The following is a 17,494-nucleotide window of genomic DNA, read 5'->3' as shown; positions in this document are numbered from 1 at the left end:
ACGCGACAAGAAGAGCCGGGGTAAGTTAAAATATCAGCTATAATATTATGACTGAAGAGAATTTAAACAGGCTCTAATGTTAGCTCCTTTCATCAAGAAAAGTTTGGAAAACTTGCTTGTAACTATCACTGATGGGGATATATGTCTTGTCGAAGACGATACGACCACGGTCAATCACACGTATCTTATCTTTCTGAACAATGAACGAACGATGCACGCGTATGAAACGGCTGGAAGGCAAAAGTTCTTCCATTGCTTTCATGCTCATAAGTGACAAAATGGGTTTGGGAGCATCTTCTGTATAGATTTTGATATAATCCTTCAAACCTTCGATATACGTGATTTTTTTCAGGTCTACTTGTACCAGCTTATAATCGCTTTTCACGAAAATACTATCTATCTCTTCCGGCTTTTGAACCAGTTCGAACCATTGGAGCGCTTTGTTTGCCGCTTGTAGGAAATCAATGTATGAGATAGGCTTCAGTAGGTAATCGAGTGCGTTGACACGATAACCGTCGATAGCATACTGTCCGAAAGCTGTAGTAAACACGATACGGGTGCGGGAGTCTACCATCTTCGAGAACTCCAGTCCGTTAAGCTCTGGCATCTGAATGTCCAGAAACAGAAGTTCCACCTCTTCATCCGGCAATTCCTTCATAGCTTGGACTGCGCTGGAATATTTTCCTGCGAGTTGCAGGAACGGAGTCTTGTTCACATAACTTTCTAATAGGCTGATAGCTAAAGGCTCATCATCAACAATCGCACAACGTAATACCATATTATTCTATATCTGATGTTTTATACTAAACGTTTTCTGTCTACTCTTTGATTTTAATACTCAGTCGCGATTCATAGACAGACTTGTTTCCCGAACTGCCTTTCGACCAAGTGTAAGCCCCCGGATAAAGTATCTCCAGCCGCCGGCTCACTTGCTCTAACCCGACCCCCGAGCCACTTTTATCTTCCACCGTCTTGGGATGATTGCTGTTGCGGATTTCACAAACCACTTCCTTGTCATTTTCCGAAATATGAATACTGATAAAACTAGGTTCAGTAGGAGATATGCCATGCTTGAAAGCATTCTCTATCAACGAAATGAAGATAAGTGGAACAATAAGTGTCTGGCTATCTGGCTGAATGTCGAATTGAGTGGTCATTTGTACATTCGCGGACAGGCGGATACGCATCAACTCAATATAATTGCGGATAAAATCTACTTCTTTGCAGAGAGGGACATACGTCTGCTGATTATCATACAATACATATCGGAGAAGTTTGCTCAACTCTTGTACTGCTTCCTGTGCCTTATCTGAATCAAAGGCAATCAAAGCATAAATGTTATTCAAAGTATTCAGCAAAAAGTGCGGGTTCAACTGGTTCCGTAGGTTTTTCAATTCGGCTTCTGCGCGGCTTCGTTCCGCTTCTTTACGGGCGTTTTCGTTCTGCGTCCATCGCGCACTCATACGGATGGCGGCGCTCAGCCCGATGGTAAAGACGAGACTCAGCATATCCCTAAGGAAGAACAGCCATCCCGGCGGCATACCCGGACGTTTGGTTCTGGATGCAAATGACGGGTCGAACGTCAGGCTTTGCCAAAGGTGGAGTAAAACTCCAATGGCGCATAAAAAGATAATGTTATAGATGATGTATCTCTTTGCCTGCCCCTGGAAAAGATAGCGGGGAACCAGAAGGAAATAGTTGACGTAGAACACAATCATGAAAGAAAGTGGTACGGCAAGATGGCGTACATAAGCCATCCAGTTTATGTTTCCGTTTCCGCGTTCAACGAAAAAGAACGGGAAACCGAACATAATTCCCCAGCCGATAATGTGTATCAGTATTTCCAGGGGACGACGCGCAGATGTAAAGTTTTGTTTCATAAAGACAAAGATAGCTTTTTATTCGTATCTGATGGCTTCTATCGGGTCTAAATCTGCGGCTTTCTTGGCAGGATACCATCCGAAGAAGACTCCGGTGACAGTGCATACCGCAAAAGAAAGGAATACACTCCAAAGTTGGATAAAGATAGGCCAATGCGCCACACTTTTCACAATCCAACTGACTCCGCAACCGATAATCACCCCGATGATGCCGCCCGTGATACTAATCATGATGGCTTCAATAAGGAACTGGCTCAGAATATCGACACCCCGTGCACCGACAGACATACGTAAACCAATCTCGCGGGTACGTTCCGTGACGGATACGTACATGATATTCATAATTCCGATACCACCTACCACCAGTGAAATTCCTGCGATGCAGGCAAGCAGGGTCGTCATCAGGTCGGTGGTAGAGTTGAGCATCGTGCTCAGTTCTTGTTGGGTACGGATAGTGAAATCATCATCGTCCGTTGCTTTCAACTTATGGTTGCGGCGGAGAATTGTACTGATTTCATTCGTAGCATATTCTGTCATATCTTCGGTGAGGGCAGAAGCAAACACGCCTTGCAGGTACGTGACGGCAAGCAAACGCTTCATCACAGTGGTATAAGGAGCAAGCACTACGGCATCTTGGTCTTGTCCCATAGAATTGTAGCCCTTTGCCTTGAGCACGCCTACCACCCGGAAGGGTATCTTGCTGAAACGGATAATCTTGCCTACCGGGTCACTTCCGTCCGGAAAAAGATTGTCCACTATTGTCTTTCCTATCACGCATACTTTTGCAGAGCTTTGAATGTCGGCTTCGGTGAACATCTCCCCATTTTCCACCGTCAACTGGCGAATATCAAGGTATTCCGTTCCTACGCCATTCACGGATGCAGGATAGTTATTGTTGCCGGCAATAAGCTGTCCTGATGAAGAGACATTGGGGCTGACGGCAGACAGGAAACTTGTCTCATCGCGCAAGGCTTCGTAATCGGCAAGTTTCAAGGTCTGCATGGCAGACGGATCTTGCCGGACACCACCACGCATATCGGCTCCCGGGTGAATCATAATCATGTTCGATCCCATCTCGGAAATCTGCTGTTGGATACTTTTCTTCGAACCTTGTCCGATAGCAAGCATCGTGATGACGGAAGCGACACCGATGATAATACCGAGCATGGTGAGAAAAGCACGCAACTTGTTGTTCGCCAATGCTCGGAGAGCTATCTTGAATAAATTAGTTCCATTCATATTGTTAGTGATTAATTATTTAGTGATTAATGATTAGCGCGATAATGAATAGCAATGAATTAATCACTATCCCGTTAATTACTATTTAATCCTTGTCGTTTTTCGGCAATGCCGCGAGTGCTTCGGCAGCGGACAGAATCTTTGAGTTGACAGTATCCTCTATGACATGACCGTCGCGCAGACGGATATTACGGCTGCTATATTGCGCAAGTTCGGGATTATGTGTTACAAAGATAATAGTGCGTCCTTCCGCGTGAAGTTTCTGAAACAGGACAAGTATCTCGAAGGAGGTACGGGTGTCGAGGTTTCCCGTTGCTTCATCCGCAAGAATAACGGCTGGATTATTTACCAGCGCACGTGCAATGGCAACCCGCTGCATCTGTCCACCGGACATCTGGTTGGATTTATGTTCCAAACGGTCGCCCAATCCCACAGCCTGCAAAGATTCGATGGCACGGCGGTGACGTTCGGAAGCACTGACGGACGAGTTGTACATAAGTGGCAGTTCCACATTTTCCACTGCGGTTGTTTTAGGCAATAGATTATAGCTTTGGAATACGAATCCAATCTTACGATTTCTCAGTACTGCACGTTGAGGCTTGCTCATCGTGCGGACGGGAATATCGTCGAGCAGATACTCGCCGCTTGTCGGGGTGTCCAGGCAGCCCAATATGTTAAGTAGCGTAGACTTTCCCGAACCGGAAGTACCCATGATGGTGACAAACTCCCCTTCTTTGATAGTAAACGAAACGCCCCGTAACGCATGAACGGTTTCGTCTCCTACTTGGAAGTCCCGTCTGATATTTTGTATTTCAATTACTTTCTTCATGATTGTCACTTGTTGTTTTTCTTCTTACTTCCCGGAGGACCAGGCATGAACGGGCTTCTTTCTCCACCGTTCTCTTTATTGGGGCCAGCTTCGAAATCCTCACCGGGCATTGCACCTATGGTAGCTTCGGATACCACTTTCGTACCTTCGGTGATACCGCTGACAATCTCCGTAGATATCCCGTTGCTAATTCCGATTTTTACAGGATGCGCAGTGAATGTAGTGCCTTCACGTGTCCAAAGTTTATGTTCACCCTTACAATCTTTTACAATGTCATTAGCACCGATGAGCGGTTTCTCCGGAACGAAACGCAAAGCCTTGTTCGGCACAGACAATACACCTTTTTTATCAAGAATATAAATAGTGACATTAGCCGTCAGACGCGGTTTCAGTTTCAAATCGGGGTTAGGGGCGGAGATTACCACTTCATAGGTAACTACCGTGCTTGTACTGCTGCTTGCGTTGCTCGTACTGCTTGAGTTTCCCAAACGAATCTGTGTCACTACCCCCTCAAATGTATCATTCGGGTAAGCATCCACCGTAAAACTGGCACACTGGCCTTCTTCCACACCGCCTATGTCCGCTTCATCCACATCGGCTACCACCTGCATCTGAGTCAAATCTGCGGCGATGGTGAAGAGTGTCGGAGTTTCGAATCCGGAAGCAACCGTTTGTCCGGCTTCTACATCACGGCTGATAACAACTCCGTCAATGGGCGAAGTAATCGTTGCATAAGACAAGTTACGTTCCGCTTTCGCAAGAGATGCCTTGCTGCTGTCATAACTACTTTTAGCCTTCTGATAATTGTAAAGAGCCTGTTCGAAGTCTGTATCGCTAATCAAGGATTTCTCATGCAGCCCTTTGCTACGTTCGTAATTCTTTTTCTGATATTCATATTCGGCTTTAGCCCCGTCATAAGTTGCCTGTTGGGAAGCCAGTTCGCTTTGCAGAGTAATGCGGTCCATCTCAGCAATCAACTGCCCTTTGGTGACTGTTGAGTTGTAGTCTACATAAATCTTGTCAATGATACCAGATACTTGTGTACCGACTTCTACTTCCGTCACAGGTTCAATCGTTCCGGTTGCAGTCACCGAATTTGAAATATCGCCTTTGCTGACAGTAACAGTGGCATATGTGACTTTGTGTTTGGCGGGCGACCCGGCGAAGAACCAGATTCCCGCACCTGTTACCACAACGACTGCCACGGCGATTAAGGTAATCTTTTTCGTTTTCATTCGTTTCTTATGCTTTTACTTGTTTATTATAATGCTAATTTATCCCCTTGATAGAACTTCAGCAACTGGGTATTCAGTATAGCCATATATTTAGCTTGAAGTTGTTCTTGCTGCGCTTGCAACAAGTTATTCTTCTCGGTAAGAAGTTCCACGGTGTTCTTCATTCCCAAATTGAACTGTTCACTAATCAGTTCGTAGCTGATTTGCGTGCTTCTCAGTTTCTCGTTGGCTGCCGCATAACGCTGTTGTGCATTGTTGGCATCCAGCCAAAGACCTTCAATCGTCTTGTACAGTGCCTTCTGGTCGTCAAGCAGTGACAGTATGCTCGTTTCGCGTTGCAATTTAGCCTTCTGTATAGCACTTTTTGTCTGACGGTTGTTGAAAATAGGCACACTGACCGACAGACCGATGGAATTGTTCCAACCATTCTTCACCTGCTCGCCGAAAGTAAAGTCACTTCCGCTCGTATGATTCGTTCCGATGCCTGCGCTAAGGCTGACGGTGGGGAAATAACCGGATTTTGCAATATCAATTCCCAATTCGGAAGCTTCTACATTGAGCTTGCTTGCTTCAATCTCAGGACGAAAGGCAAGTGCACTTACATATACATCTTTTTTAGTAGGCAAGGGGGCAAGTACATTCTCGTCGGACAGGGCAGGGAGATAGACGTTCATTTCATTCTCTCCATCTAGTTCGAGCAGTTGTTTCAGTTGTAATTTGTAATCTTGCAGGGTGGCTTGCGCTGTGACAAGTTGATAACGATCGGTACTGACCTGAGCTTCCAGTTGCGCAAAATCACTTTTGGCAATACTTCCTGCATCCAGCAATTGCTGACCGCGGTCACGCTGCGCAATGGAAACCTGTAATGTATTCTCGTTAACTCTGACTGACTCCGCCGCATAAAGAATCTGGATATAAACCTGTGCGATGGATTCTTGAATATTATTCTCGGACATTGCCACATCAAGTTCGGCTACTTGGTTGTCCAGTTGTTCCTGCTTGATGGTTTTCAGCCGCTTGCTTCCATTATATAAAGTCCACGAAGCATTCAGCCCATAATTACCGTTATAACTGGTTTTACTATTACTGCTGATAATCTCGCTGCCGCTCACCCGACTACTCGATTCTTGATACGGGCGGTTCACCACCTGCTGGCTGGTAGAGAATGAAAGGCTGGGAAACAAAGCAGCTTTAGCTGTCTTCACGTCAATCTGTGTACTTTCCGCAGCTATACGGTTTTTGCGAATCGTAATATTCTGTTCCAAGGCATAGTCGATGCACGATTGCAAATCCCATTGTGCAGGGAGTTTTGCTCCGTTCAGCGTATCGGCTTGCAGCGGAGATTCTTGGGCAGATATGCCCGAAAACATACCTGCGCCAAGAAATGCCATCACTGTCAATCTTTTTACATTCATCATATTCATACTTCTATTGATTTACTGATAGCGAAGGTACGTACATATTATATTAGCCGCAAAAACGATAGACAGAACACGGAATTTTGCCGTTAAATGATTTTTTTCTGTCGATAGGTTGATTTTATTAGAAAAACACAACAAATCTCGCAACAATTCGGGGTATTTGTTTGTTTTAATTATAAAAATTGTATATTTGTATTCATTACAAACTATAATGCCGACATATGAAGAATACACTGCTTTCTATTTGGAACTTTTATCTGGAAGGTTTCCGTAGTATGACGCTCGGTCGTACTTTATGGATTATTATCCTGCTGAAATTATTCGTCATGTTCTTCATTCTCAAATTGTTCTTTTTTCCGGATTTCCTTGGTAATCATCCTACGGATGCCGATAAGGGAAACTATGTAGGAAACGAACTGATACAACGCGCTCTTCCTGAGAAATCAATTGATTTTTAACTCTTAAACTACATAAGATTATGATTGAAAGTATTGACACTTCGCTTATCGATTGGTCGAGAGCCCAATTTGCGATGACAGCAATGTACCATTGGATTTTTGTTCCCCTTACACTCGGGCTGGCTGTGGTGATGGGCATTATGGAGACGCTGTATTATAAAACAGGCAAAGAATTCTGGAAGAAGACAGCGATGTTCTGGATGAAGCTTTTTGGTATCAACTTTGCTATTGGTGTGGCAACAGGCTTGATTCTTGAGTTTGAGTTTGGAACGAACTGGAGCAATTATTCATGGTTTGTAGGAGACATTTTCGGTGCGCCGTTGGCTATTGAAGGTATTTTGGCATTCTTTATGGAAGCCACCTTTATAGCTGTAATGTTTTTCGGCTGGGGAAAAGTCAGTAAGCGTTTTCACTTGGCTTCAACTTGGCTGACGGGATTGGGAGCAACTATCTCTGCTTGGTGGATTCTCGTTGCCAATGCATGGATGCAGCATCCAGTAGGTATGGAGTTCAATCCTGATACTGTTCGCAATGAGATGGTCGATTTTTGGGCAGTGGCAACTTCACCTGTAGCCGTTAATAAATTTTTTCATACAGTGTTATCTGGTTGGGTGCTTGGTGCTATTTTTGTAGTCGGCATCAGTTGTTGGTACTTGCTGAAGAAACGTAACCGTGAATTTGCGCTTGCCAGTATTAAGATTGGAGCTATCTTCGGACTGGTCGCATCGCTGTTGTCAGCATGGACGGGCGATGGTTCCGGTTATCAGATTGCACAGACGCAGCCCATGAAACTGGCGGCTGTGGAAGGCTTGTATGAAGGCGGCACGAATGTCGGACTAGTAGGAATCGGTATGCTGAATCCCGAAAAGAAGACATATGATGATGGAAAAGACCCGTTCCTCTTCTGCATAGAGATACCGAGCATGCTTTCTTTCCTTGCCGAACGTGATGTGGACGGCTACGTTCCGGGTATTGCAAATATTATTGAGGGCGGTTATGAGATGAAAGACGGCACAAAAGCTCTTTCGGCAGCCGAGAAGATAGAACGTGGAAAAACGGCTATCGGTGCTTTGGCTGCCTATCGTGCGGCAAAGAGCGCAGGACACGAAGAGGACGCGCAAGTGGCTTACAAAGTATTGCAGGAAAATATTCCTTATTTCGGCTACGGATATATTAAGGATGTCAACCAACTGGTTCCGAATGTCCCTCTCAATTTCTACGCGTTCCGTATAATGGTAATTCTGGGCGGATATTTCATCCTTTTCTTTATTGTAGTTCTTTTCTTTATCTATAAGAAGGATTTGAGTAAGATGCGGTGGATGCACTGGATTGCTCTATTGACTATTCCTTTGGGATATATTGCCGGACAAGCTGGATGGGTGGTTGCCGAATGTGGTCGTCAGCCGTGGGCTATCCGTGATATGCTGCCTACATCAGTTGCCATCTCCAAACTGGACGTGAGTTCCGTGCAGACTACTTTCTTTATCTTCCTGTTCTTGTTTACAGTAATGCTGATTGCGGGTGCCGGAATTATGGTAAAGGCTATCAAGAAAGGACCGGAAACGGGAAATAATGTTACTATTAACCATTAATCGTAAAGACTATGTATATATTTCTACAACAATATTGGTGGCTTGTCGTTTCCTTGCTGGGGGCTATCCTTGTGTTTTTATTGTTTGTGCAAGGTGGTAATTCATTGCTGTTCTGTCTCGGTAAGACGGAAGAACACCGTAAAATGATGGTGAACTCTACCGGACGTAAATGGGAGTTTACGTTTACTACGCTGGTTACTTTTGGCGGTGCTTTCTTTGCATCTTTCCCGTTATTTTATAGCACTAGCTTCGGTGGTGCTTATTGGCTTTGGATGATTATTCTTTTCAGTTTTGTGTTGCAGGCTGTCAGCTATGAGTTCCAAAGCAAAGCAGGAAATCTGCTAGGCAGAAAGACATATCAGACTTTTCTAGTGATTAATGGGGTAGTAGGGCCGTTATTGCTTGGCGGGGCGGTGGCCACATTCTTCACAGGTTCCGATTTCTATATTAATAAAGGAAATATGGCGGATACTATTATGCCGGTTATCAGCCATTGGGGGAACGGTTGGCATGGATTGGATGCGTTGACTAATATTTGGAATGTGATTTTGGGGCTGGCGGTATTCTTCCTTGCCCGTGTGCTGGGAGCGTTATACTTTATTAATAATATAGCGGATAAAGAGTTGACGGACAAATGCCGTCGTGCGGTACGGAATAATACTATCATGTTTCTTGTATTCTTCCTGTCATTTGTCATTCGTACATTAGTCTCCGATGGCTTTGCAGTAAATCCGGATACGCAGGAGATTTATATGCAATCTTTCAAATACTTTACTAACTTTATCGAAATGCCGATAGTTCTTGTCCTGTTCCTGATAGGAGTAGCTTTGGTTCTCTTCGGCATCGGAAAGACATTGCTCAAAAAGACTTTCGATAAAGGTATTTGGTTTACGGGCATCGGCACGGTATTGACAGTCTTGTCTTTATTATTGGTGGCAGGATATAATAACACGGCTTATTATCCATCTTATACCGACTTGCAAAGCTCATTGACTTTGGCAAATAGCTGTTCCAGCGAGTTTACTTTGAAAACGATGGCTTATGTTTCCATTCTCGTTCCGTTTGTGATTGCTTATATCTTCTACGCTTGGCGTAGCATCGACCGTCACAAGATTACAGAGAAAGAGATGGACGAAGGCGGACACTCTTATTAAATTGAGACTTAAAAATTGAGAATAAGAAAATAGGCTGCGTATGAGGTAATAAATATTCATTGCGCAGCCTATTTTCTTATTCTCAATTTACCAAGTTTTCAGGTTTTCCAGCAATGTATGCTTGTATGTTGCAGGTTGCGATATTCATCAAGCGTTCGCGAGCTTCCAGCGTTGCCCACGCGATGTGTGGAGTGATATAGCAGTTCTTTGCTGTCAACAATGGATTGTCAGGACGCGGTGGTTCTGTAGAAAGAACGTCTACTCCGGCAGCGTAAATCTTGCCGCTGTTCAGTGCATCTGCTAAATCCTGTTCATTGACCAGCGGACCGCGACCTGTATTGATTAGGATAGCCGTCGGCTTCATCATAGCAAGACGGCGGGCATTCACCATTTCTCGTGTCTCTGGAGTAAGCGGGCAGTGCAAGCTGATAATATCACACTCGCAGAACAATTGGTCTAAATCCATTTTCTTGATTTCCGGTGGCAACTGAAAATGTGACTTTGAAGTTAATGCATATACTTGCATACCAAAGCCGATGGCGACACGTGCAGTTGTGTATCCGGTATTTCCCAGTCCGACCAGACCGATTTTCTTTTCTCTCAGCTCCATTAACGGAGTATCCCAAAAACAGAAATCCTTGCTGTTGGTCCAACGACCTTTGTGTACTTCTTCCGAATGGTGCTGCACTTGCTGGCAGATATTCAGAATATGTGCAAATACCATTTGGGCAACAGAAGCTGTACTGTATGAAGGAATATTGGTCACAATGATTCCCCGTTCCTTGGCTGCGGCAGTGTCAACTACATTGTAGCCGGTAGCCAATACGCCAATATATTTCAGTTCGGGCAGTGCAGCCATGTGGTCTGCATTGATGATTACTTTATTAGTCAAAAGCACTTCTGCTCCGGCTGCACGTTCTAATACTTTTTCGGGAGCAGTGCGGTCATATATCGTACATTCTCCGAGAGCTTTAATACCTTCCCAGGACAAATCCCCGGGATTGGCGGCAAAGCCGTCTAAAATTACAATCTTCATTTCAATTTTAATATTAATAATATGTTATACGTCTTTCTTTATTTTTTTATTTTGCTTTTGCCATTAGTTGATTCTTTTTTGCCAATGGCATATTTCTTTTAGCCAATAGCTTACTTTTTGAATTTATCTCCCCACAACTGTATCATCCGTTCGGCATGCTTCTGTTCCGCCAGATTATTTTGTGGTTGCCATATCCGTTTGTCTTTCAGCTCGTCGGGCAGGAATTGCTGTTTCACGAAGTTACCCTCGTAATTGTGGGCATATTTGTACTTCTGTCCGTATCCCAATTGTTTCATCAGCTTGGTAGGCGCGTTGCGCAGATGCAGCGGGACAGGCAGATTTCCTGTTGAACGCACCAACTCCAACGCATCGTTAATCGCGTTGTAGGCCGAATTGCTCTTGGGGCTGGTGGCCAGGTATATCGTTGTTTCCGCTAAGGGAATCCGTCCTTCGGGCCAGCCGATTTTCATCAGTGTGTCGAAGCAGGCATTTGCCAGAAGCAGGGCATTGGGGTTGGCAAGGCCGATATCTTCCGAAGCCGAAATGACAAGCCGGCGGGCAATGAAAGCAGGGTCTTCGCCGCCTTCCACCATGCGGGCAAGCCAATAAATAGCTCCGTCCGGGTCGCTTCCGCGAATCGACTTGATGAAAGCGGAGATAATGTCATAATGCATTTCTCCGTCCTTGTCATATGCCAGCGGATTCTGCTGCAGCCGTTCTGTTACCATCTCGTCGGTGATAACAACCGTTTCCTCTGTCTCTGACTGAACAACGAGTTCTAATATATTAAGCAGTTTGCGGGCATCTCCACCGGAGAAGCGCAACATGGCTGTTGTTTCTTTTAATTCGATTTTGCGTTCTTTCAGTACAGTATCCGTAGTGACGGCACGTTGGAGAAGTTCCAGCAAATCTTCTTTCTCCAATGATTTGAGCACATAAAGCTGGCAACGCGATAGGAGAGGGCGGATAACCTCGAACGACGGATTCTCCGTCGTCGCACCAATCAACGTAACAGTTCCATTCTCCACTGCCCCCAACAGGGAATCCTGCTGCGATTTGCTGAACCTGTGAATTTCATCAATAAACAGTATCGGACTGGATTGTGAAAAGAAACGGTTGCTTTTGGCACGGTCTATCACTTCGCGTACGTCCTTTACGCCGGAAGTTACGGCACTCAATGTATAAAAAGGAGTTTCCAGTTTATTGGCAATGATTTGTGCCAGCGTCGTTTTTCCTACTCCGGGTGGGCCCCAAAGGATGAAAGAAGAGATGCGTCCTGCGTCAATCATCTTGCGCAGGATAGCACCAGGCCCTACTAAATGTTTCTGACCGATGTATTCGTCTAACGTTTTCGGCCGTAGCCGCTCTGCCAAAGGTTGCATAGTGTTCTTTTAGAATGCTGTTAATATCATGAACCGAATACCATGGATGTTGATATTCGGATTGTTGCGGTAGGTGAGACGGTGTATGTACTCCACGTGCAGCAACTTGAATATGTTGAAAATGCCAAAGCCCACCTCTACGTAAGGCACTTTGGGGTTCATCACGAAACTGGTGAACTCTCCGTTGCGTGTCGGGAAGCGGAACAGGTCGGGATTATTACTTTTGAACGGATTGTTCTTGTCGGTCAGCGTTCCCCACAAGGCGCGCACACGGAACATCTCTCTCCATTTCAGTTGCTTGATGAGCGGGATGCGGTTGAATAGCTTTCCGTTCATGTTGTAGGAGAGAGACAAGGCGGCAAACCGGTCGTTGAGAAACTCCATGTTGTTGATGAGGCAGAATGTCTCATGCTGTGTGATATACGACAAGTTTGCTTCGGGTAAAATCAGGAGTGGGAAGGGGACTGTGTTCCATTCGGCTCCCGCTTTCAGGCTGACGTCTACTTTTCCCCACGAGGCGGGAAGCCAGAAACGCTTCCATATGCTCGCTTCCGTACGGTTGAAGTTGTATTCGCCGCCCAATACGCCCTTGAATCCCATCACATGGGTGAGCGTGAAAATGGGCGCGTCCAGAGATACGGGAATACGGCGTTGCTTGGAATTGACGAACGATTCACCCGGAGCATAGCGTAATGTCAGGCTTGCTTCAGTGGTCGTCATGTCATGCACACGTGTTTGTGCAGCATCGTTGCGCAGATATTCCAGTTTTCCGGTAGGTTCGTCGTTACGGTGGCGGAGCATCGCTTTCACTCCGAAACCTGTTAGCGTTTCGAGTTCATAGTTGACAGTCGCGTCACGCATATAAGACATTTGGTCTACCGTTGTCGTTTTTAGTGATAAGAAGATATTATCCTTGTCCGTAAACAGGAACTTGTCCATTGGAGACATTACATCATAACTGTAAGTTGCCGAAATATAATGTTTCGGGAATTCCCAGACTACATAATCACGTTTGTTGAACGAATAAGTCAGTGTACCGCTATATTTCCACCGCTCGTCTTTCAGACCGTATGCGCCGTAACCGCTCAAGAACCAATGCTTGTCGAAATGCGCCGTAGTCATACCGCTCAACCGGAAACGGGTTCCATCAATGTAGTTGCTCGAAATCATGGTGTTGATAGGGCCGATGTCCACTTTGCTCGGACGTCCCTTGCTTCCTGTTTCCACAAAGTTCTCAATCAGGGCTTTAGCTCCGAAGATGATGTACTTGAATCCCGGAATCTGTTCGAGACGGTTGACGAATACATCCATCGTACTTTCTTTCTTTGTCAATGGAACCTGGCGGACACTTGCCCAGTATTCATCGCTTTTTGAAAGCATGTCCGCTTCCTTTATCACGCTTCCTTTCAACCGGAAAAGCCGTTGCTCGATAGGGTCGAATTTGTAATCGCTGTATTTAGTGATTCGTTCTACCTGCAGGCCGCCTGCCGTTTTGTTGGAATTCCATGAAAGGTCTACAGTCATATTGTCATCGGACAATACCCAGTTGCCGTTCGGCAGTTGTTCGTACTGCTGCACGATGTCCATGCGGTTGACGAAGTTTACTCCGGTCTTTTTGGGCAAGTTCATCGTACATTTCTGTACGGCATACGTAGAGTCGTTCAGTACATACAGATGTCCGGTAAATCCGAAATCCTGCGAATTCTGTGGAACGAAAGTCAGGTGCACACATTCGCGCTTGTCCACCATCAATGTGTCCATCAGATAATACTTATAAAAAGAAATGGCGCTACTGCCGATAGGGCTTACGAAACGTTGTTGGAGCAGGCGAATGTCATCGTCGTAAATATTGATATCGGCAAAGACATCCTTCAAGACTGTGCCGAGCATATCTCCCGTTGAGAAAAATTCTTCGATACCGTTGGAGTTCTTTCCTTTGATAATGGTTTTCTTACTTTCGGGGTCTTTGCGATAAATGGTCTGCGAAGCTGTCTCCTGTACGGAAATCGGAAGAATCAACTTATTCGTTGTTTCCGACACTTCCACCTGGTCTTTGAGGAAGGCATATTTCTTGTAGATGCCTTTTTCGAGTTTCTCCGGTGTGAGGTCGTTGATAGACATTTTCATCTTCTCGTACTTGTCGTACTGATAATAGTCGTTCACTTCGAGGACTTGCGCCTTCTTGTGCTCAATGACCTTCTTCATGAATTCGACTGCCGGATTGTTCTTACGGGAGTATTTTTCTTTCTTGGGTTTTACGACAATTTCATTCAGGAGTACATTATCCGGAGCCAACTGAACGTTGACAGTCTGATTGGCATAGTGGACTTTCACTGTCTTGCTGATATAGCCGACAGCGGAGAATACAAGCGTTCCGCCGTTCCTGCGGGCATCGAGGTTATATTCTCCGTCGATATTGGTGATAGTACCCATATCTCTTTTTTCCTGATAATAGATGGAAATATACATCAATGGTTCATGTGTCACAGAATCGGTAACTACCCCTTTAATTTGCTGTGCAAACGCATTTGGAGCTGCCAATACAAGTAAGAGCAGTATAAATATTTTGTTATATCGTTGTCTCATAACGTTCGTAGTAAGGTGCAAAGTTAACAAATAACTCTCAGTGTGAGAGAATATATAACTTTTTTTACCCATCGTTTTTGGTTGTTTACAAGCGTATATATCCAATGCTCAAATAAGTTAGCCTTGGTCATATATATTTAACAACTAGTTCCTGATTTAGTTTCATCCGTTGAAACTGTTTGTTTCCCGTAATGAAACACTTTGTTTCAAGGCATGTTGAAGCTACTTGCTCTACACTTGACGGCATAGGGCAAGTAAGGTGAGCGTTATTTGCTTGATAGAATCTGTACGATACGCTCTGCGGTACGTCCGTCCCAACGTTCGGGGAGTTCACCGCGCTTCCATTCGCCTTTCATCAGTGTATCCATTGTTTTGGCAAGCAGAGCTGGGTCTTCTCCGACAAGCTCGTTGGTTCCCATACGCCATGTCTCGGGATGCTCGGCGTATGTATTGAGAGTAATGCAAGGAATACCCAGGAAAGTTGCTTCTTCGGCGACATTGCCGGAGTCGGTGACAATTCCTTTCGCCTTATTAATCAGATAACCGAAGAATAGGTAATTCTGTGGTGGCATGATATGCAGGTTAGGTGCTTCGATGTCCAATTCCTTAATCGCGTTGCGTACATACGTGTGCAATGGTGCTACGATAGGCATGCCGGCAGATTTCTCAATCAATGTTTCCATCAGTTGCTGCAGATTCTCTTTGTTATTAAGCAAGACACGGCGGTTGAGGGTGAGCAGGAGATAATTGCCTTCCTGGAGTCCCAATACGGAGAACCATATCGGTTTGAGTAGCCGGTTGCGGTTGTAACGGATAGCATCTATGAGGATATTGCCTACATAATATACATTTTCGCTTTCCGTACCCGTTTGGTTCAGATTACGGTTGGCAACCATGCCGGCTGTGAACAAGTAGTCGGACAGTCCGTCCGTAATCATGCGGTTCACTTCTTTCGGCATCTTCATGTCGAAAGAGCGGGTTCCGGCCACAAGGTGCGCCACCTTGATTCCTTGTTTCTTGGCAACGATAGCGCAACTCATCGTTGCGGTGAGGTCGTCCACAACAAGAACAACGTGTGCTGGGTTCTCGGTCAACTCCTGTTCGAACGCTACCATGATTCCTGCTGTCAAACTCGTTGGATTACTGCTTTCCACTCCCAGATATACATCGGGAGCCTTCATGTCGAGGTCCGAAAAGAGAGAAGCGTCCAGACTCGTATCCTCTTTTCTGCCCGTGTAGACCAGTCGGTAGGAGATACTTTTACCCAGCGACCGTGCAGCTTCAATAGCGCGTGTAATGGGAGCTATCTTCATGAAATTGGGGCGTGCCCCGGCAACAATTGTTATTTTCATCTTATTTCTATCATATTCGGTTTAATTCGTGAAGCAAATGTACATTTTCTTACGGAATTTATTTGTTACTTTGCATACAAAAATAATAAATATATGCCCACATTCGTTCAAATTCTTGATTTTATAGGCACATTTGCCTTTGCAATTAGTGGTATCCGGCTGGCTTCGGCGAAGCGTTTCGACTGGTTCGGAGCCTATGTTGTCGGACTTGCCACGGCTATCGGTGGCGGTACTATCCGTGATGTTCTGCTCGATGTTACCCCCGGGTGGATGACAGACCCCATTTATTTGATTTGTACGGGGCTGGCTCTGGTGTGGGTTATCTGCTTCGGACGTTGGCTTATCCGGCTCAACAATACATTTTTTATTTTCGACAGTATCGGTCTGGCATTGTTCACTGTGGTAGGTGTGGGCAAGAGCATTGCCTTGGGATATCCTTTCTGGGTGGCAATCATTATGGGTAGTATCACGGGAGCGGCAGGCGGTGTGATGCGTGATGTCTTTATCAATGAAATCCCTTTGATATTCCGAAAAGAAATTTACGCAATGGCCTGTGTGGTAGGCGGTATTGCCTATTGGCTTTGCGATGTCGCGGGACTTGAGTCATACGGATGCCAGCTAATCGGCGGGTCTGCTGTATTCCTGACCCGCATCCTAGCTGTAAAATATCACATCTGCTTGCCTATATTAAAAGGTGGCGATGAGATAAAAGAAGAGTGATGATCACCTTTATTCGTCTTTCATATCCAACTTTCCCTGAAAACTGATGGATTGCCGGTTCTGCATGTTTACATCAATGCTTGCCGAACCGTTAGGGTACACTTTTGCCCTGAATTCATATCTGTCTTCGGGATTCCGGATAATGAATTGGATGACGGCATTTCCTTTCTTATCCATTTTCATTGTATATTCCTTGAGGGGTGCTCTGAAATTCAGTCCGTCCCCGCCACCATAAGGGATGCTGTAAGCCCGTCCGAAATAGGGTAGGTAGGAGATGACCGAATCATTGCTGATTTCCAGTGAGTAGGGAGATGTCAGGGGGACGGAACGTCCGCGCATCGGCAGGGCGGTCTGTACATCTATTTTGTAATTTTCAGATGCGATGAGTTTCGTCACAGCTTCTTTCTTCTGTTCCTTCTTTTCTTCTTTACTTTGAGCTGAAAGGGTAGGGAGTCCTACTAGCAAGGCTAGTAACAACATTAGGATTTGTTTCTTCGTTTTCATATCAGTTGCATTTAGGTTGATATATATGTTAACACTTCGTTAATTTTATAACTAATCCGTTGATCACAAATAAGTTAATTGATAAAATTTAGCAAAACAAAATAGG

Annotated in this window: 15 protein-coding genes; 4 read left to right on the top strand and 11 right to left on the bottom strand. The window is 45.1% G+C overall.

What is annotated here, in order from left to right; genetic code table 11:
- Positions 1-79 precede the first annotated feature (79 nt).
- The 6 genes from NSB03_RS17365 to NSB03_RS17340 form a co-directional block, all read right to left on the bottom strand.
- On the bottom strand, positions 80-778 hold the full coding sequence (locus tag NSB03_RS17365) for a LytR/AlgR family response regulator transcription factor (RefSeq protein WP_024988379.1): 699 nt from the start codon (positions 776-778) through the stop codon (positions 80-82).
- Positions 779-818: 40 nt separating this feature from the next.
- Positions 819-1,880, bottom strand: a complete 1,062-nt coding sequence (locus tag NSB03_RS17360; RefSeq protein WP_024988380.1) for a sensor histidine kinase — start codon at positions 1,878-1,880, stop codon at positions 819-821.
- An 18-nt stretch (positions 1,881-1,898) separates the two neighbouring features.
- Positions 1,899-3,119, bottom strand: a complete 1,221-nt coding sequence (locus NSB03_RS17355) for an ABC transporter permease (RefSeq protein WP_024988381.1) — start codon at positions 3,117-3,119, stop codon at positions 1,899-1,901.
- Between the two features lie 85 nt (positions 3,120-3,204).
- Positions 3,205-3,948 (bottom strand): ABC transporter ATP-binding protein, encoded by a 744-nt coding sequence (locus NSB03_RS17350; RefSeq protein ID WP_024988382.1) that lies wholly within the window; start codon positions 3,946-3,948, stop codon positions 3,205-3,207.
- 5 nt (positions 3,949-3,953) lie between these two features.
- Positions 3,954-5,183, bottom strand: a complete 1,230-nt coding sequence (locus tag NSB03_RS17345; protein WP_024988383.1) for an efflux RND transporter periplasmic adaptor subunit — start codon at positions 5,181-5,183, stop codon at positions 3,954-3,956.
- Positions 5,184-5,209: 26 nt separating this feature from the next.
- On the bottom strand, positions 5,210-6,607 hold the full coding sequence (locus NSB03_RS17340) for a TolC family protein (protein ID WP_024988384.1): 1,398 nt from the start codon (positions 6,605-6,607) through the stop codon (positions 5,210-5,212).
- A 218-nt stretch (positions 6,608-6,825) separates the two neighbouring features.
- Here NSB03_RS17340 and NSB03_RS17335 point away from each other — a divergent pair, with 218 nt between their 5' ends.
- The 3 genes from NSB03_RS17335 to cydB are packed head-to-tail and all read left to right on the top strand — an operon-like array spanning position 6,826 to position 9,808.
- Positions 6,826-7,062 carry a DUF4492 domain-containing protein gene (locus NSB03_RS17335; protein ID WP_024988385.1) on the top strand — a complete coding sequence of 79 codons (237 nt, stop codon included), beginning with the start codon at positions 6,826-6,828 and terminating at the stop codon, positions 7,060-7,062.
- Between the two features lie 20 nt (positions 7,063-7,082).
- Entirely contained in the window at positions 7,083-8,654 is a 1,572-nt protein-coding gene (locus tag NSB03_RS17330) for a cytochrome ubiquinol oxidase subunit I (protein WP_024988386.1), read from the top strand.
- An 11-nt stretch (positions 8,655-8,665) separates the two neighbouring features.
- Complete coding sequence (gene cydB, locus NSB03_RS17325; RefSeq protein ID WP_024988387.1) at positions 8,666-9,808, top strand: cytochrome d ubiquinol oxidase subunit II; 1,143 nt, start codon at positions 8,666-8,668, stop codon at positions 9,806-9,808.
- Between the two features lie 82 nt (positions 9,809-9,890).
- Here the strand turns inward: cydB and NSB03_RS17320 are convergent, their stop codons facing one another.
- The 4 genes from NSB03_RS17320 to wecB all read right to left on the bottom strand — a co-directional run bounded on the left by NSB03_RS17320 (position 9,891) and on the right by wecB (position 16,164).
- A complete protein-coding gene (locus tag NSB03_RS17320; protein WP_024988388.1) occupies positions 9,891-10,844 on the bottom strand; it encodes a D-2-hydroxyacid dehydrogenase in 954 nt (317 codons plus the stop codon).
- A 110-nt stretch (positions 10,845-10,954) separates the two neighbouring features.
- Positions 10,955-12,226 carry a replication-associated recombination protein A gene (locus NSB03_RS17315; RefSeq protein WP_024988389.1) on the bottom strand — a complete coding sequence of 424 codons (1,272 nt, stop codon included), beginning with the start codon at positions 12,224-12,226 and terminating at the stop codon, positions 10,955-10,957.
- 9 nt (positions 12,227-12,235) lie between these two features.
- Positions 12,236-14,812, bottom strand: a complete 2,577-nt coding sequence (locus NSB03_RS17310; RefSeq protein ID WP_024988390.1) for a DUF5686 and carboxypeptidase-like regulatory domain-containing protein — start codon at positions 14,810-14,812, stop codon at positions 12,236-12,238.
- A gap of 266 nt (positions 14,813-15,078) precedes the next feature.
- Positions 15,079-16,164, bottom strand: a complete 1,086-nt coding sequence (wecB, locus tag NSB03_RS17305) for a non-hydrolyzing UDP-N-acetylglucosamine 2-epimerase (protein WP_024988391.1) — start codon at positions 16,162-16,164, stop codon at positions 15,079-15,081.
- A gap of 93 nt (positions 16,165-16,257) precedes the next feature.
- On the opposite strand from wecB, the gene NSB03_RS17300 reads away from it, so the two are divergent.
- Positions 16,258-16,884 carry a trimeric intracellular cation channel family protein gene (locus tag NSB03_RS17300; protein WP_024988392.1) on the top strand — a complete coding sequence of 209 codons (627 nt, stop codon included), beginning with the start codon at positions 16,258-16,260 and terminating at the stop codon, positions 16,882-16,884.
- A 9-nt stretch (positions 16,885-16,893) separates the two neighbouring features.
- Here NSB03_RS17300 and NSB03_RS17295 read toward each other — a convergent pair whose 3' ends face one another.
- Positions 16,894-17,388 (bottom strand): DUF4251 domain-containing protein, encoded by a 495-nt coding sequence (locus NSB03_RS17295; protein WP_024988393.1) that lies wholly within the window; start codon positions 17,386-17,388, stop codon positions 16,894-16,896.
- Between the last annotated feature and the right edge of the window lie 106 nt (positions 17,389-17,494).

It is taken from the genome of Bacteroides acidifaciens (assembly GCF_024623065.1).
Taxonomy (GTDB): Bacteria; Bacteroidota; Bacteroidia; order Bacteroidales; family Bacteroidaceae; genus Bacteroides; species Bacteroides acidifaciens.
The sequence above is the reverse complement of the archived record's forward strand: the minus strand, read 5'-3'. Positions and strand labels throughout refer to the sequence as shown.